Genomic DNA, 15,151 nt, shown 5'->3' with positions numbered 1-15,151 from the left:
TTTTAAATAGCGATCGCTGATTGAGGTAATCAGTCGCCGATTTTTGCCCAGGTATCACGCAGGCCTACCGTGCGGTTAAACACGAGTTTGTCCGCGGTGGCATAGCGGCTGTCGAGGCAGAAGTAGCCTTCGCGCTCGAACTGATACGCTTTGCCCGCCTGCGCCTCTTTCAGCGATGGCTCGGCAAAACCCTGCTTAATGACCAGCGATTCCGGGTTGATAGTGGCGAGGAAATCCTCGGCGGCGCCCGGGTTTGGCACGCTGAACAGACGATCGTAAAGACGAATTTCAACCGGCTGCGCATGCTGCGCGCTAACCCAGTGGATCACGCCTTTAACCTTGCGGCCATCGGCAGGATCCTTACTCAGCGTCTCGGCGTCGTAAGAGCAGAAAATGGTGGTGATGTTGCCTTCGGCGTCTTTCTCAACGCGTTCCGCTTTGATCACATACGCATTGCGCAGACGTACCTCTTTGCCCAGCACCAGACGTTTGTACTGCTTGTTGGCTTCTTCGCGGAAATCAGCGCGATCGATCCAGATCTCACCGCTAAACGGCACTTCACGAGTGCCCATTTCCGGCTTGTTCGGATGGTTCGGCATGGTGACGATTTCGCTGCTGCCCTGCGGGTAGTTTTCGATAACCAGTTTCACCGGGTCGATAACCGCCATCGCGCGCGGCGCGTTTTCGTTGAGATCTTCACGGATGCAGGATTCCAGCGACGCCATTTCAATGGTGTTGTCCTGCTTGGTCACGCCAATGCGCTTGCAGAACTCACGGATAGAAGCCGCGGTGTAGCCACGACGGCGCAGGCCAGAGATGGTCGGCATACGCGGATCGTCCCAGCCCTCGACGTGCTTGTCGGTCACCAGCAGGTTGAGCTTACGCTTGGACATCACGGTGTATTCGAGATTCAGGCGCGAGAATTCGTACTGGCGCGGATGAACCGGAATGGTGATGTTATCCAGCACCCAGTCATACAGACGGCGGTTGTCCTGGAACTCCAGCGTGCAGAGCGAATGGGTGATCCCTTCCAGCGCATCGCTGATGCAGTGGGTGAAGTCGTACATCGGGTAGATGCACCACTTGTTGCCGGTCTGATGGTGTTCAGCAAATTTAATACGGTAGATAACCGGGTCGCGCATCACGATAAATGGCGAAGCCATATCGATTTTTGCACGCAGACAGGCTTTACCCTCTTCAAAACCACCCGCACGCATCTTTTCAAACAGTGCCAGGTTCTCTTCTACGCTGCGATCGCGGTACGGGCTGTTTTTACCCGGCTGCGTCAGCGTGCCGCGGTATTCGCGAATTTCGTCGCCGGTCAACTCGTCAACGTAGGCCAGGCCTTTGTTGATCAGCTCAACTGCGTAGCTATACAGCTTATCGAAGTAGTCTGAGGAGTAGCAGATGTCGCCAGACCAGTGAAAGCCCAACCACTGCACGTCGTTTTTAATTGATTCAACGTATTCGATATCTTCTTTTGCCGGGTTGGTATCATCGAAACGCAGGTTGCACTGGCCGTTATAGTCCTGTGCGATACCGAAGTTCAGGCAGATGGATTTCGCGTGGCCGATGTGCAGGTAGCCATTCGGCTCCGGCGGAAAACGGGTATGGACGGTGGTGTGTTTACCACTGGCCAGATCTTCATCAATGATCTGGCGGATAAAGTTAGTCGGGCGGGCTTCAGCCTCACTCATCACAGGTTCCTCAAGGCGTAAACAACGTATAACGGCATATGATCTAATAAGAGGACGCAGGAAACAACCTTTACTTATACAAATCACTGATGCTCAGGGGAAAGGTATTCTTCCGCATAGTGTGCCTGCCGACAGCGGAGATCCTGCGTGGTCGGCGTGAGGATCACAGGGCTGACGATCTCATCACCTCTTCCACTGCGAGGGAGATAACCGGGCGCTTCAATACACCAGCCCCACGAGTAGAAATTGGTGCCGTGAAGAAAGAAGATCATATTTTCCCACTGGGATTTTTTCTCAACATCAATATGGCCCTGCCTGTCGGCGCGGAACTCCTCCGGTGCGGGATAGTATCCCGGTGAGGAACGCCCGGTGCTGACCCACATCATCGCTGTTGGCAGCGGCTCTCCGGCCGGATTGCGCACATCCACTTCATAATGCGGACGTATGGTTGCGTAACGCGGGATACAGCCGCTAAGCGCCGTCGTTATCACCAGCGCGTATAAAATCCTTTTCATTATTCACCTCTGTAAAATAGCGGCCACCAGTATGGCATTCATTAAACGGCGGGTAAAAAAAAGCGGCGGAGGAGATCCCCCGCCGCTTAAGGCTAATGTGCCGACTCAGGAGCAATCAGCCTTTAATTTCGTATAACGGCGTCTGACCCGCAACGACATGGCCTTGCGCCTTAATGACAAGACCACTGAAATCATCAATATTGCTGACGACAACCGGGCTAATCATTGAGCGGGCATTGGCATTGAGGTATGCCAGATCCATTTCTAGGATCGGTTGACCAGCAACCACTTCTGCGCCCTCTTCCACCAGACGGGTAAAGCCCTGGCCGCCCAGCGCAACCGTATCAATGCCCATATGGACAACGATCTCGGCGCCTTTTTCGGTCTCCAGGCAGAACGCATGGTTGGTGTTGAAGATTTTCACAATTGTGCCAGCTGCCGGAGATACCACGGTTTTGTCGGTCGGTTTTACCGCTACGCCATCGCCTACCGCTTTGCTGGCAAAGGCTTCGTCCGGCACCTGCTCCAGCGCCACCACTTCACCAGTAACCGGCGATAAGAGCTCAGCAATCACGACTGAATTCGGCACCGCCTGCGGTTTTGCGGCGGCTACTGGCGCGGCCTGAGCCGGCGCTGCGCTGCTGCTTGCCGCTGCCGGGACATCCCCTGCCGTTTTCATCGCGTTGGCAATTTTCTCAGCCACAAAGCCGACGATAATCTGCACGCTGGTTTTATTAAGACGAATCACACCAGTTGCGCCAAGGCGTTTCGCCATCGTTTCGTTGACCAGAGAAGAGTCATTCACGTTAAGGCGCAGACGGGTAATACAGGCATCAATACCGGTCAGGTTCGCCGAGCCGCCGACGGCAGCAATGTATTGACGCGCCAGGCCGCTGACATCCTGCTCACTATTAGCGCTGATATTGACATCCTGCCCATCGGTTTCATCCCCGGCGACAGCCAGTTCACGACCCGGGGTCAGCATGTTGAATCGCTTAATGGTGAAGCGGAATACCACGTAGTAGATAACAAAGAACACCAGACCCTGCGGGATCAGCATCCACCACTGGGTCGCCAGCGGGTTACGCGAGGAGAGCACCATATCCACCAGCCCGGCGCTGAAACCGAAACCGGCAATCCAGTGCATGCTGGCTGCGATATAGACGGAGATACCGGTCAGAATGGCGTGAATGACATACAGCACCGGCGCCACGAACATAAAGGAGAATTCCAGCGGCTCGGTGATGCCGGTAAAGAAGGCGGCGAAGGCGCCAGCCATCATAATCCCCAGCACTTTGGCTTTGTTCTCAGGACGCGCGCACTGATAGATCGCCAGCGCCGCACCCGGCAAGCCGAACATCATGATCGGGAAGAAGCCCGCCTGATAACGCCCGGTGATCCCCACCGTCGCTTTACCGGCTTCGATAGACTGCGCGCCGCCGAGGAAGTTAGGGATATCGTTAATGCCCGCCACGTCGAACCAGAAGACCGAGTTCAGGGCGTGATGCAGACCGACAGGGATCAGCAGACGGTTGAAGAAGGCGTAAACACCCGCGCCGACAGAGCCGAGTTTCTGAATATGTTCACCGAAGCTAACCAGGCCACTAAAGACCACCGGCCAGATAAACATCATGATAAAGGCCACAGCAATCATCACAAACGAGGTGATGATCGGCACCAGACGGCGGCCGCTAAAGAAGGAGAGCGCTTTCGGCAGTTCGACGGTGCTGAAGCGGTTGTAAAGCTCAGCGGCGATGATCCCGACCAGAATACCGACAAACTGGTTTTCAATTTTGCCGAAGGCCGCAGGGACCTGATCCAGCGGAATTTTTTGAATCATCGACACCGCGGCAGGCGAGCAGAGGGTCGTTAACACCAGGAAGCCGACGAAACCGGCCAGCGCCGCAGCGCCATCTTTATCTTTGGACATCCCATAAGCGACGCCGACCGCGAACAACACGCCCATGTGATCGATGATCGCCGAACCGGATTTGATAAACAGCGCGGCCAGGGCGTTTTGGCTCCCCCAACCAACAGGGTCGATCCAGTAGCCGACCCCCATCAAAATCGCTGCCGCAGGCAGCGTGGCGACCGGCACCATCAGCGCGCGGCCAACCTTCTGTAAATAGCCTAAAATACTCACTTTATTCCCCCTATGAGCTCAACGTGAGCCCACTGAAACAGTTGTTTTTTATTGTGTAACGAACCCTGAACTGATGCCTGTTTTTCCACTACCTGACGAAGTGTCTGCAAAATTAATTCGCCTCGCAAATTAAACACGCATTTTCTGTGATTAAAATCACTAACTATCGTTATCACCACTCCTCAATACTGGCAAACAACAAAAACTTATTTTAAGATCAAAAATATCAAAGCGGATCGCTCCCTTTTTATGACGAAACCAGGTTACGCTTAACGCTGAGCCAGAAGGCGCACCGCCAATGCTTTTCATTAAACTTTGAGGTGAACAATGAGACTGATTCCCCTGGCGACAGCTGAACAGGTCGGTAAATGGGCCGCCCGCCATATCGTCAACCGCATTAACGCATTCAACCCCACCGCCGATCGCCCTTTTGTACTTGGCCTGCCAACGGGCGGCACACCGCTTACGGCCTACAAAGCATTAGTTGAAATGCACAAAGCGGGCCAGGTCAGCTTTAAGCATGTCGTCACCTTTAACATGGACGAATATGTAGGCCTGCCGAAGGATCATCCGGAGAGTTACCACAGCTTTATGCACCGTAATTTCTTCGATCACGTTGATATTCCTGCTGAAAACATTAACCTGCTCGATGGAAACGCGCCCGATATTGACGCAGAATGCCGTCGTTACGAAGAAAAAATTCGCGCTTACGGCAAAATTCACCTGTTTATGGGCGGTGTGGGCAACGATGGTCATATCGCTTTTAACGAACCGGCGTCGTCGCTGGCATCGCGTACGCGTATTAAAACGTTAACCCACGATACCCGTATAGCGAACTCGCGCTTCTTCGACGGCGATGTTAATCAGGTGCCAAAATATGCCCTGACCGTAGGCGTTGGCACGCTGCTCGATGCCGAAGAGGTGATGATTCTGGTGCTGGGCAACGTTAAGGCGCAGGCACTGCAGGCGGCCGTTGAGGGTAACGTCAACCATATGTGGACCATCAGCTGCCTGCAGCTGCATCCGAAAGCGGTCATCGTCTGCGACGAGCCGTCCACGATGGAGCTGAAAGTCAAAACGCTGAAATACTTCAACGAGTTAGAAGCGGAAAATATTAAAGGTCTGTAAGTCTGTTTCCGCTTCGCAGGCCACTGCGGAGCGGCACTCATCGTTAACCGGGGGTTGTTATGTATGCTTTAACTCATTGCCGAATCTTCACCGGCCATGAAATTTTGGATGACCATGCGCTCGTTGTAGCCGATGGCCTGATTGAACGCCTTTGCCCACAGGCTGAGCTACCAGCGGATATTGAACAACGTTCGCTGAATGGTGCCCTCCTCGCCCCTGGTTTTATTGATGTGCAGCTCAACGGCTGCGGCGGCGTGCAGTTTAACGATACCGCCGAAGCTGTCAGCGTTGAGACGCTGGAGATCATGCAGCGCGCTAACGAGAAGTCCGGCTGCACCAGCTACCTGCCGACGCTGATTACCACCAGCGATGACCTGATGAAGCAGGGTGTGCAGGTGATGCGCGACTACCTGGCAAAATACCCGAACCAGGCGCTGGGCCTGCACCTGGAAGGGCCGTGGCTCAACATCATCAAGAAAGGGACCCACAATCCCGACTTCGTGCGCAAACCGGATGCGGCGCTGGTCGATTTCTTATGTCAAAACGCGGATGTGATCACAAAAATCACCTTAGCCCCCGAAGTGGCAGGATGTGAGGTGATCCGCAAGCTTGCCGACGCGGGGATTGTGGTTTCCGCCGGTCACTCCAACGCCACGCTGAACGAGGCGAAAGCCGGTTTCCGCGCCGGTATCACCTTCGCCACCCATCTTTATAATGCCATGCCGTACATCACCGGACGCGAGCCGGGGCTGGCGGGCGCCGTGCTTGATGACACAGATGTTTACTGTGGCGTGATTGCCGATGGGTTGCATGTCGACTACGTTAATATTCGCAATGCGAAGCGGCTGAAGGGGGACAAGCTCTGTCTGGTTACCGATGCAACCGCGCCCGCAGGTGCACATATTGATCAGTTCATTTTTGCTGGCAAAACAATATACTACCGGAATGGATTGTGCGTAGATGAAAACGGAACGCTGAGTGGGTCGGCCCTGACGATGATCGAAGGGGTGCGTAACCTGGTCGAGCATGTCGGTATTGCGCTCGACGAAGCGCTGCGTATGGCCACGCTCTACCCGGCTCGCGCCATTGGCGTTGACAAAAAGCTGGGCACTCTCGCCGCAGGCAAGGTGGCGAACCTGACCGCATTTACGCGTGATTATGAAATTATCAAGACCATCGTTAATGGTAACGAGGTCGCCACTGCATAAAGAGACGGTATGACATCAGGCGGACAAGCTCAAATTGGTAACGTTGACCTCGTAAAACAGCTTAACAGTGCGGCGGTTTACCGCCTGATTGACCAACACGGCCCCATCTCACGCATACAGATTGCCGAGCAGAGCCAGCTTGCACCCGCCAGCGTGACAAAAATCACGCGTCAGCTGATTGAACGCGGGCTGATCAAAGAAGTCGATCAGCAGGCCTCCACCGGGGGCCGCCGCGCCATCTCCATTATTACCGAAACCCGCAATTTTCAGGCCATCGGCGTGCGCCTCGGGCGCAACGACACCACCCTCACGCTCTACGATCTGAGCAGCAAGGTGCTGGCCGAAGAGCACTACCCGTTGCCGGAGCGCACCCAGGAGACGCTGGAGCACGCGCTGCTCAACACCATCAGCCAGTTTATCGACGCCAGCCAGCGTAAAATCCGCGAGCTGATCGCCATTTCGGTGATCCTGCCGGGGCTGGTCGATCCGGAGAGCGGCGTAATCCGCTATATGCCGCATATTCAGGTGGAGAACTGGGCGCTGGTTGAGGCGCTGGAAAAACGCTTCAAATTGACCTGTTTCGTTGGGCACGATATTCGCAGCCTGGCGCTGGCCGAGCACTATTTTGGCGCAAGCCAGGATTGTGAAGACTCCATTCTGGTGCGCGTGCACCGCGGCACCGGTGCCGGGATCATCTCCAGCGGCCGCATCTTTATCGGTCGCAACGGTAACGTCGGCGAAATTGGTCACGTGCAGGTAGAACCCCTCGGCGAACGATGCCACTGCGGTAACTTCGGTTGCCTGGAGACGATTGCCGCCAATGCCGCCATTGAGCAGCGAGTCCGCCATCTGTTACAGCAGGGTTATCAGAGCCGCCTGAAAGAGGAGGATTGCTCAATCAAGGCTATCTGCAAAGCCGCTAACAAAGGCGATGCGCTGGCCTGCGAAGTGATTGAGTACGTCGGGCGTCATCTCGGTAAAACTATCGCTATCGCCATTAACCTCTTCAACCCGCAAAAAGTGGTGATTGCCGGCGAGATCGTTGAAGCGGAAAAGATCCTGCTGCCCGCCATTGAAGCCTGTATTAACACGCAGTCACTGAAGGCGTTTCGCAAAAATCTGCCGGTTGTGCCCTCCACCCTCGATCACCGCTCTGCGATTGGCGCCTTCGCGCTGGTGAAACGGGCGATGCTGAACGGTCTGCTGCTCCAGCGGTTGCTGGAAAACTGACAGGGTTTATAGTTAACACTTATTTTTTTATCCGGACACTCCATGACCATTCAGAATGTAATCTGCGATATTGATGGCGTGCTGATGCACGATAACGTTGCCGTTCCCGGCGCTGCCGAGTTTGTTACCCGCATCCTTGAGAAAGAGATGCCGCTGGTATTGCTGACTAACTACCCTTCTCAGACCGGTCAGGATCTGGCTAACCGCTTTGCCTCGGCGGGAATTGATGTGCCCGCCAGCGTCTTTTACACCTCGGCGATGGCAACGGCAGACTTCCTCAAGCGCCAGGAGGGGAAAAAAGCCTATGTCGTCGGCGAAGGCGCACTGATTCATGAGCTTTATAAAGCTGGCTTTACCATTACCGACATCAACCCGGATTTTGTCATCGTCGGCGAAACCCGCTCCTATAACTGGGAGATGATGCACCGCGCGGCCTTCTTCGTCGCCAACGGCGCACGCTTTATCGCGACCAACCCGGACACGCACGGCCGCGGCTTCTACCCCGCCTGCGGCGCGCTCTGCGCGGGTATTGAGAAGATCTCTGGCCGCAAGCCCTTCTACGTTGGCAAACCGAGCCCGTGGATCATTCGCGCCGCGCTGAACACCATGCAGGCGCACTCGGAGCAGACGGTGATTGTTGGCGATAACCTGCGCACAGACATTCTGGCTGGCTTCCAGGCCGGCCTGGAGACCATCCTGGTGCTCTCCGGCGTCTCGCGGCTCGACGATATCGACAGCATGCCGTTCAGGCCATCGTGGATTTACCCCTCGGTCGCCGAAATTGATGTTATCTGAACGTAACCACGCCTTTGGGCGTGGTTTTTTATTTTTGCCGCCACAAAAAAACCGCTTCGTTTAATAAACACCGCTTAATTTTGAAGAATCATCAATAAACCAGCGCAATACATACGCAATTTTCAGCATTCCTTAATCACCGTTGCACTTTTTCATTTCCTGCCGCTAAAAGGCTTGCGCCCTGCCCGTCTTTTGCGGCATTTTGGCTACAAGCACACAACATTACAGCAATGCCCTCAAGGTTAACGGAGAAGTCTATGTGTTCAATTTTTGGCGTACTGGATATCAAAACCGACGCAGGCGAATTACGTAAAAAAGCGCTCGAATTATCCCGTCTGATGCGCCACCGCGGCCCGGACTGGTCCGGCGTTTATGCCAGTGACAAAGCGATTCTCTCCCACGAGCGTCTGTCGATTGTCGACGTCAACGCCGGTGCACAGCCGCTCTATAACCAACAAAAAACACATGCGCTGGCCGTTAACGGTGAAATTTATAACCACCAGGCGCTGCGCGCAGAGTACGGCGACCGCTACGCCTTCCAGACCGGATCCGACTGCGAAGTGATCCTCGCGCTCTATCAGGAAAAAGGGCCAGCATTCCTTGACGAATTGCAGGGCATGTTTGCCTTCGTGCTTTACGACAGTGAACAGGATGCTTACCTGATTGGCCGCGACCATATCGGCATCATCCCGCTCTATATGGGCCATGACGAACACGGCAACCTCTATGTTGCTTCTGAAATGAAGGCGCTGGTGCCGGTTTGCCGCACCATTAAAGAGTTCCCCGCGGGCAGCTATCTGTGGAGCAAAGAGGGCGAAATCCGCTCCTACTATCAGCGCGACTGGTTCTCTTATGACGCCGTAAAAGATAACGTTACCGACAAAGAGGTGCTGCGCCAGGCGCTGGAAGATGCGGTGAAGAGCCACCTGATGTCCGACGTGCCCTATGGCGTGCTGCTCTCCGGCGGGCTGGACTCCTCGGTTATCTCTGCGATCACCAAAAAATTCGCCGCCCGCCGCGTGGAAGACCAGGAGAAATCAGAAGCCTGGTGGCCGCAGCTGCACTCTTTCGCCGTCGGCCTGAAGGGCGCGCCGGATCTGAAAGCGGCGCAGGAAGTGGCGAACCATCTCGGCACCGTGCACCATGAAATTCACTTCACCGTGCAGGAGGGTCTGGATGCGATCCGCGATGTGATCTATCACATTGAAACCTATGACGTAACCACCATTCGCGCCTCGACGCCGATGTATCTGATGTCGCGCAAAATCAAAGCGATGGGCATCAAAATGGTGCTCTCCGGCGAGGGCTCTGACGAAGTGTTTGGCGGCTATCTCTATTTCCATAAAGCGCCGGATGCCAAAGAGCTGCACGAAGAGACGGTACGTAAACTGCAGGCGCTGCATATGTTTGACTGCGCCCGCGCCAACAAAGCAATGTCCGCCTGGGGCGTGGAAGCGCGCGTGCCGTTCCTCGATAAAAACTTCCTCGACGTGGCGATGCGCATCAACCCGCAGGATAAGATGTGCGGCAGCAACGGTAAGATGGAAAAACATATCCTTCGCGAATGTTTTGAATCCTACCTGCCGGCAAGCGTGGCGTGGCGTCAGAAAGAGCAGTTCTCCGACGGCGTGGGCTACAGCTGGATCGACACCCTGAAAGAGGTGGCGGCGCAGCAGGTGACGGATCAGCAACTGGCGACCGCCAGCTACCGCTTCCCGTATAACACCCCTTCGTCGAAAGAGGCTTATCTGTACCGTGAAATCTTTGAAGAGCTGTTCCCGGTCGCCAGTGCCGCCGAGTGTGTGCCGGGCGGTCCGTCCGTGGCCTGTTCATCGGCTAAAGCGTTCGAATGGGACGAAGCGTTCAAAACCATGAACGATCCATCGGGCCGCGCTATTGGTGTTCACCAGTCAGCCTACTGATGAGCGATGGTTATGCATACAGGCCCTGCGGGGCCTGTTGTTTTTGTGTCGCTGATTTCACGCAGAAAATCGTTTTTTGCTGAATAAAGCGACATGCTGTTCGCAACCTAACCAAACAGTCACATTCCGGCAATTTTCGATGAAAAAGGTGTTGACGCTCTCAGGCTCAATACGCATAATGCGCCCCGCAACGCCGATAAGGTAACGCGAAAAAAAAGATGGCTACGTAGCTCAGCTGGTTAGAGCACAGCACTCATAATGCTGGGGTCACAGGTTCGATTCCCGTCGTAGCCACCATCTTTTTTTGCGGGAGTGGCGAAATTGGTAGACGCACCAGATTTAGGTTCTGGCGCCGCAAGGTGTGCGAGTTCAAGTCTCGCCTCCCGCACCATTCCCAAAGAAGCGTTGCACGGATGGGGTATCGCCAAGCGGTAAGGCACCGGTTTTTGATACCGGCATTCCCTGGTTCGAATCCAGGTACCCCAGCCATCTCTTCTTCGACTCCTGCGTGTTAACGCGTTAGTCGTTGGGGTATCGCCAAGCGGTAAGGCACCGGTTTTTGATACCGGCATTCCCTGGTTCGAATCCAGGTACCCCAGCCAGTCGATGACTGGGTAAGCAGTAAAATTTGGCTACGTAGCTCAGCTGGTTAGAGCACAGCACTCATAATGCTGGGGTCACAGGTTCGATTCCCGTCGTAGCCACCATATTCAAGGCGTAATGCTCAGGCATTAAACCGAAAAAGATTTGTTGGGGTATCGCCAAGCGGTAAGGCAGTGGATTCTGATTCCACCATTCCGAGGTTCGAATCCTCGTACCCCAGCCAACTTCAAAGACGTTTGTTCCGGCAAGCGCACTTTTGGGGTATCGCCAAGCGGTAAGGCAGTGGATTCTGATTCCACCATTCCGAGGTTCGAATCCTCGTACCCCAGCCAATCAAAACAAAAAAGCTCGCTTCGGCGGGCTTTTTTGTTTTCTGCCTCCTGACAATCAGTAGCTGTTAAGCGCCTGAACGGCATGCTAATTTGAGCCATCTTTCCCCCGTCGGTGCGCACCATGAATTACCAAACTACGGCTCTGTGGTTTTACTCTCCCTATCACCTGCTGCTGGTGTTCGCGGTTATTGCTGCAACATTTCTCGGCCTGACCGCGCCAATCCTCTATTTTCTGGTTATCGGGCTGCTGTTTCCGGTGCTGGTCTCCATGCGCCTGCATATCCTGAGCGAGAACGGCAAAGCAACGTTGATAAAAGAGCGCGAGGATTGGATGGTCTACGTGCAGGGGATTCCGGTGCATGAGAAGCGCGCCTCGCTGAAAAACCCCTGTTTCGCCACGCCTGAGCGGCTGCGCCAGTTTTTTATACGCGGTTTTATCGCAAGAGCGCTGATCCAACTCGCGGCCATCGCGATGTTGATCGACCAGGCACGCGCCAATCCGCTGGTGAGTTATGAAGGGCTGGCGGCGGGCACCATGCTGGTTCTGCTGCTGATACCGCTCTACCGCACAGCGCGCGCCATCAGCGACGTGCACGCAGGGAAATGGGCGTTACAGGAGATTGATGCGACAACAGGCTATCAGGCCTATTTCGTTGACAACAAACAGGTGAAGACGGCACTCGACAGGATGCTCTCGGTGCCGTAACAGTGTGCGCGAGCGGCCTGTCGCTCGCGCTTTCTTACAGGCCTAAGGCGTATTTCAGCGCCTGGCGTTTCAACCCTCCGGCGCGCTCTGCCGCCATCAGGCCAATATTGCGTAACACGCGCAGCGGGCCAAGATCGTTACTGAACCCGGCATAAAAGAGATCCATCCCGCTCTGCATAATGAAGTTATCCGCCCTGCGCCGCGTCTGGTAGCGTTGCAGTACCTCGCGGCTGGCCCAGGCTTCACCGTGGCTGCGGGCGCGCGACAGCACATCCAGCAGCGCATCAACGTCGCGATAACCAAGATTGACACCCTGCCCTGCCAGCGGATGAATGGTGTGCGCCGCATCGCCCACCAGCGCCAGCCCCGGCTGCACATATTTCAGCGCATGGCGACGCACCAGCGGGAACGACGCCGCAGAGACCGCTTTAACGCGCCCCAGCCGCGGCGGAAAGTTGCGGGCGATCTCCTGCTCCAGCTGCGTCATGGAGAGGGTCTGTAACTGGCGAATGCGCGCAGGCGTGTCGTACCACACCAGCGACGCCCAGCGATCATAAAGCGGTAAAAAGGCGTGCGGCCCGTTCGGCGTAAAGTGCTGCCAGGTCGACTCGCCCGCCTCCTGCTCACACTCGACGCTTATCAGCATGCAGGATTGATCATATTGCCAGGCGTGAATCCCGATCCCGGCCGACTGACGCACCCAGGAGTTGGCACCATCCGCGCCAATCAGCAGTTGTGCCGTTAACGTATCGCCATTTTCAAAACGAATGGTTTGCCTCTCATCACTGGCTTCACGCCCGCTCAGCGTCCCGGTGCTCAGCGTCACCTGCGGATGCGCCTGCAACGCTTGCCATAGGGCGTACTGCAGAACGCTGTTTTCCACCATATAGCCGAGCAGCGGCAGCTTCAGCTCGCTGGCGTCAAACAGCACGTGGGCGTTTTCCCACTCCCACGTCTCCAGCTGTCGGTAGGGGTGGCAACGCATCGCCTCGATGCTCTCCCAGACGCCCAATCCGCGCAGCAGCTCGACCGAAGCGGCGCTGATCGCCGAGATGCGCACATCCGGCGGCGCGCTGGCATCAAAGGGCGCGGGGATCTGTTTATCAATTACCGTGACGGCAAAACCCTGTTGCGCCAGCCCTAATGCCAGCGCCCCGCCGACCATACCGCCGCCAACAATAGCGACCTCTGTGGAGTGATTTGTCATGGCGAAGTGTCCTTTTAGATGAATGGCCTAAGTCTACCGGATTTTTGCGCTCTTGCCGCCCCGCCAACCGTCATACTGGTCAGGGCGCAACCAAAGCATTACAATACGCGGCCTGCAATCCTGGCTTATACCCGTCATACTCCGGGTATACGAACTTACGCAAGAGCAAGTCGATGACAAAAAAACTCCATATTAAAACCTGGGGCTGTCAGATGAACGAATATGATTCATCAAAGATGGCCGATCTGCTGGATGCCACCCACGGCTATCAACTGACCGAGGTTGCGGAAGAAGCGGATGTGCTGCTGCTCAATACCTGCTCAATCCGCGAAAAAGCCCAGGAGAAAGTTTTCCATCAGTTGGGCCGCTGGAAGCTGCTGAAAGAGAAAAACCCGGAGCTGATTATTGGCGTCGGCGGCTGCGTGGCCTCGCAGGAGGGCGATCACATTCGCCAGCGCGCCCACTATGTCGACATCATTTTCGGGCCGCAGACCCTGCACCGTCTGCCGGAGATGATCAACTCCGTGCGCGGCAACCGCAGCCCGGTCGTCGATATCAGCTTCCCGGAAATTGAAAAATTCGACCGCCTGCCGGAGCCTCGCGCCGAAGGCCCGACCGCCTTTGTCTCGATCATGGAAGGGTGCAACAAATATTGCACCTACTGCGTGGTGCCTTACACCCGCGGCGAAGAGGTGAGCCGTCCTTCCGACGACATCCTGTTTGAGATCGCCCAACTGGCGGCGCAGGGTGTGCGTGAAGTGAACCTGCTTGGCCAGAACGTTAACGCCTGGCGCGGTGAAAACTATGATGGCACAACCGGCACTTTTGCCGATCTGCTGCGTCTGGTCGCCGCGATTGACGGCATCGACCGTATTCGCTTTACCACCAGCCACCCGATTGAGTTCACAGACGATATCGTTGATGTCTATCGCGATACGCCGGAGCTGGTGAGCTTCCTGCATCTGCCGGTGCAGAGCGGTTCCGACCGCGTACTGAACCTGATGGGACGTACCCATACCGCGCTGGAGTATAAAGCGATCATTCGTAAGCTGCGCGAGGCGCGTCCCGATATTCAGATCAGCTCCGACTTTATCGTCGGCTTCCCGGGCGAAACCACTGATGATTTTGAGAAGACCATGAAGCTGATTGCCGACGTCAATTTTGACATGAGCTACAGCTTTATCTTCTCTGCGCGTCCGGGCACCCCGGCTGCCGATATGGTTGACGACGTGTCGGATGAAGAGAAGAAGCAGCGTCTCTATATCCTGCAAGACCGCATTAACCAGCAGGCGATGGCCTGGAGCCGCCGCATGCTGGGCACCACGCAGCGTATTCTGGTGGAGGGTACTTCGCGTAAGAGCATCATGGAGTTGTCCGGGCGTACCGAGAACAACCGCGTGGTGAACTTCGAAGGCTCGCCGGAGATGATCGGCAAGTTTGTCGACGTCGAGATCGTGGATGTTTATACCAACTCCCTGCGCGGCGTGCTGGTACGTACCGAAGAGGAGATGGGGCTGCGCGTTGCGGAATCTCCGGCTTCGGTGATCGCCCGTACCCGTAAAGAGAACGAGCTTGGCGTAGGCACTTATCAGCCGTAAAACCTCAGGCCTGCCATTTCTGGCAGGCCTTGCTTTTCCCCGCGATCACCCCAACATGCTGTCTGAT

Annotated in this window: 11 protein-coding genes and 7 tRNA genes; 14 read left to right on the top strand and 4 right to left on the bottom strand. The window is 55.6% G+C overall.

Annotated elements, in window-relative coordinates:
• Positions 1–29: 29 nt before the first annotated feature.
• The 3 genes from glnS to nagE all read right to left on the bottom strand — a co-directional run bounded on the left by glnS (position 30) and on the right by nagE (position 4,355).
• Complete coding sequence (glnS, locus tag IAE50_RS15865) at positions 30–1,697, bottom strand: glutamine--tRNA ligase (RefSeq protein WP_076769555.1); 1,668 nt, start codon at positions 1,695–1,697, stop codon at positions 30–32.
• An 83-nt stretch (positions 1,698–1,780) separates the two neighbouring features.
• On the bottom strand, positions 1,781–2,212 hold the full coding sequence (locus IAE50_RS15860) for a membrane lipoprotein lipid attachment site-containing protein (RefSeq protein WP_200135160.1): 432 nt from the start codon (positions 2,210–2,212) through the stop codon (positions 1,781–1,783).
• Between the two features lie 115 nt (positions 2,213–2,327).
• Positions 2,328–4,355, bottom strand: a complete 2,028-nt coding sequence (nagE, locus tag IAE50_RS15855; protein ID WP_094420474.1) for an N-acetylglucosamine-specific PTS transporter subunit IIBC — start codon at positions 4,353–4,355, stop codon at positions 2,328–2,330.
• Positions 4,356–4,682: 327 nt separating this feature from the next.
• Here nagE and nagB point away from each other — a divergent pair, with 327 nt between their 5' ends.
• From nagB to IAE50_RS15790, 13 genes are all read left to right on the top strand, one after another.
• Positions 4,683–5,483, top strand: coding sequence for a glucosamine-6-phosphate deaminase (nagB, locus tag IAE50_RS15850; RefSeq protein ID WP_042713656.1), 801 nt, complete (start codon positions 4,683–4,685; stop codon positions 5,481–5,483).
• A gap of 59 nt (positions 5,484–5,542) precedes the next feature.
• Positions 5,543–6,691, top strand: coding sequence for an N-acetylglucosamine-6-phosphate deacetylase (nagA, locus tag IAE50_RS15845; RefSeq protein ID WP_094420475.1), 1,149 nt, complete (start codon positions 5,543–5,545; stop codon positions 6,689–6,691).
• A 9-nt stretch (positions 6,692–6,700) separates the two neighbouring features.
• Positions 6,701–7,921: an N-acetylglucosamine repressor gene (locus tag IAE50_RS15840; RefSeq protein ID WP_042713659.1), complete on the top strand. Its 1,221-nt coding sequence runs from the start codon at positions 6,701–6,703 to the stop codon at positions 7,919–7,921.
• A gap of 42 nt (positions 7,922–7,963) precedes the next feature.
• Positions 7,964–8,716: an HAD-IIA family hydrolase gene (locus tag IAE50_RS15835; RefSeq protein WP_023479994.1), complete on the top strand. Its 753-nt coding sequence runs from the start codon at positions 7,964–7,966 to the stop codon at positions 8,714–8,716.
• A 257-nt stretch (positions 8,717–8,973) separates the two neighbouring features.
• A complete protein-coding gene (asnB, locus tag IAE50_RS15830; RefSeq protein WP_200135159.1) occupies positions 8,974–10,638 on the top strand; it encodes an asparagine synthase B in 1,665 nt (554 codons plus the stop codon).
• A 220-nt stretch (positions 10,639–10,858) separates the two neighbouring features.
• A tRNA-Met gene (locus IAE50_RS15825) sits at positions 10,859–10,935 on the top strand.
• A gap of 9 nt (positions 10,936–10,944) precedes the next feature.
• A tRNA-Leu gene (locus IAE50_RS15820) sits at positions 10,945–11,029 on the top strand.
• A 23-nt stretch (positions 11,030–11,052) separates the two neighbouring features.
• A tRNA-Gln gene (locus tag IAE50_RS15815) sits at positions 11,053–11,127 on the top strand.
• 38 nt (positions 11,128–11,165) lie between these two features.
• Positions 11,166–11,240, top strand: a tRNA-Gln gene (locus IAE50_RS15810).
• Positions 11,241–11,268: 28 nt separating this feature from the next.
• A tRNA-Met gene (locus IAE50_RS15805) sits at positions 11,269–11,345 on the top strand.
• A 44-nt stretch (positions 11,346–11,389) separates the two neighbouring features.
• A tRNA-Gln gene (locus IAE50_RS15800) sits at positions 11,390–11,464 on the top strand.
• A gap of 34 nt (positions 11,465–11,498) precedes the next feature.
• Positions 11,499–11,573 (top strand) — tRNA-Gln (locus IAE50_RS15795).
• A gap of 121 nt (positions 11,574–11,694) precedes the next feature.
• On the top strand, positions 11,695–12,279 hold the full coding sequence (locus IAE50_RS15790; protein ID WP_200135158.1) for a hypothetical protein: 585 nt from the start codon (positions 11,695–11,697) through the stop codon (positions 12,277–12,279).
• A gap of 34 nt (positions 12,280–12,313) precedes the next feature.
• Here IAE50_RS15790 and ubiF read toward each other — a convergent pair whose 3' ends face one another.
• A complete protein-coding gene (gene ubiF / locus IAE50_RS15785) occupies positions 12,314–13,486 on the bottom strand; it encodes a 3-demethoxyubiquinol 3-hydroxylase (RefSeq protein WP_200580681.1) in 1,173 nt (390 codons plus the stop codon).
• A 173-nt stretch (positions 13,487–13,659) separates the two neighbouring features.
• Here ubiF and miaB point away from each other — a divergent pair, with 173 nt between their 5' ends.
• Complete coding sequence (miaB, locus tag IAE50_RS15780; RefSeq protein WP_200580680.1) at positions 13,660–15,084, top strand: tRNA (N6-isopentenyl adenosine(37)-C2)-methylthiotransferase MiaB; 1,425 nt, start codon at positions 13,660–13,662, stop codon at positions 15,082–15,084.
• Positions 15,085–15,151 lie beyond the last annotated feature (67 nt).

It is taken from the genome of Kosakonia sp. S42 (assembly GCF_016624785.1).
GTDB lineage: Bacteria > Pseudomonadota > Gammaproteobacteria > Enterobacterales > Enterobacteriaceae > Kosakonia > Kosakonia cowanii.
The sequence above is the reverse complement of the archived record's forward strand: the minus strand, read 5'-3'. Positions and strand labels throughout refer to the sequence as shown.

Excerpts from the sequence above, each read along its gene's own strand:
- glnS (WP_076769555.1), bottom strand. The coding sequence starts at position 1,697 with ATGAGTGAGGCTGAAGCCCGCCCGACTAACTTTATCCGCCAGATCATT.
- IAE50_RS15860 (WP_200135160.1), bottom strand. The coding sequence starts at position 2,212 with ATGAAAAGGATTTTATACGCGCTGGTGATAACGACGGCGCTTAGCGGC.
- nagB (WP_042713656.1), top strand. The coding sequence starts at position 4,683 with ATGAGACTGATTCCCCTGGCGACAGCTGAACAGGTCGGTAAATGGGCC.
- nagA (WP_094420475.1), top strand. The coding sequence starts at position 5,543 with ATGTATGCTTTAACTCATTGCCGAATCTTCACCGGCCATGAAATTTTG.
- IAE50_RS15840 (WP_042713659.1), top strand. The coding sequence starts at position 6,701 with ATGACATCAGGCGGACAAGCTCAAATTGGTAACGTTGACCTCGTAAAA.
- IAE50_RS15835 (WP_023479994.1), top strand. The coding sequence starts at position 7,964 with ATGACCATTCAGAATGTAATCTGCGATATTGATGGCGTGCTGATGCAC.
- asnB (WP_200135159.1), top strand. The coding sequence starts at position 8,974 with ATGTGTTCAATTTTTGGCGTACTGGATATCAAAACCGACGCAGGCGAA.
- IAE50_RS15790 (WP_200135158.1), top strand. The coding sequence starts at position 11,695 with ATGAATTACCAAACTACGGCTCTGTGGTTTTACTCTCCCTATCACCTG.
- ubiF (WP_200580681.1), bottom strand. The coding sequence starts at position 13,486 with ATGACAAATCACTCCACAGAGGTCGCTATTGTTGGCGGCGGTATGGTC.
- miaB (WP_200580680.1), top strand. The coding sequence starts at position 13,660 with ATGACAAAAAAACTCCATATTAAAACCTGGGGCTGTCAGATGAACGAA.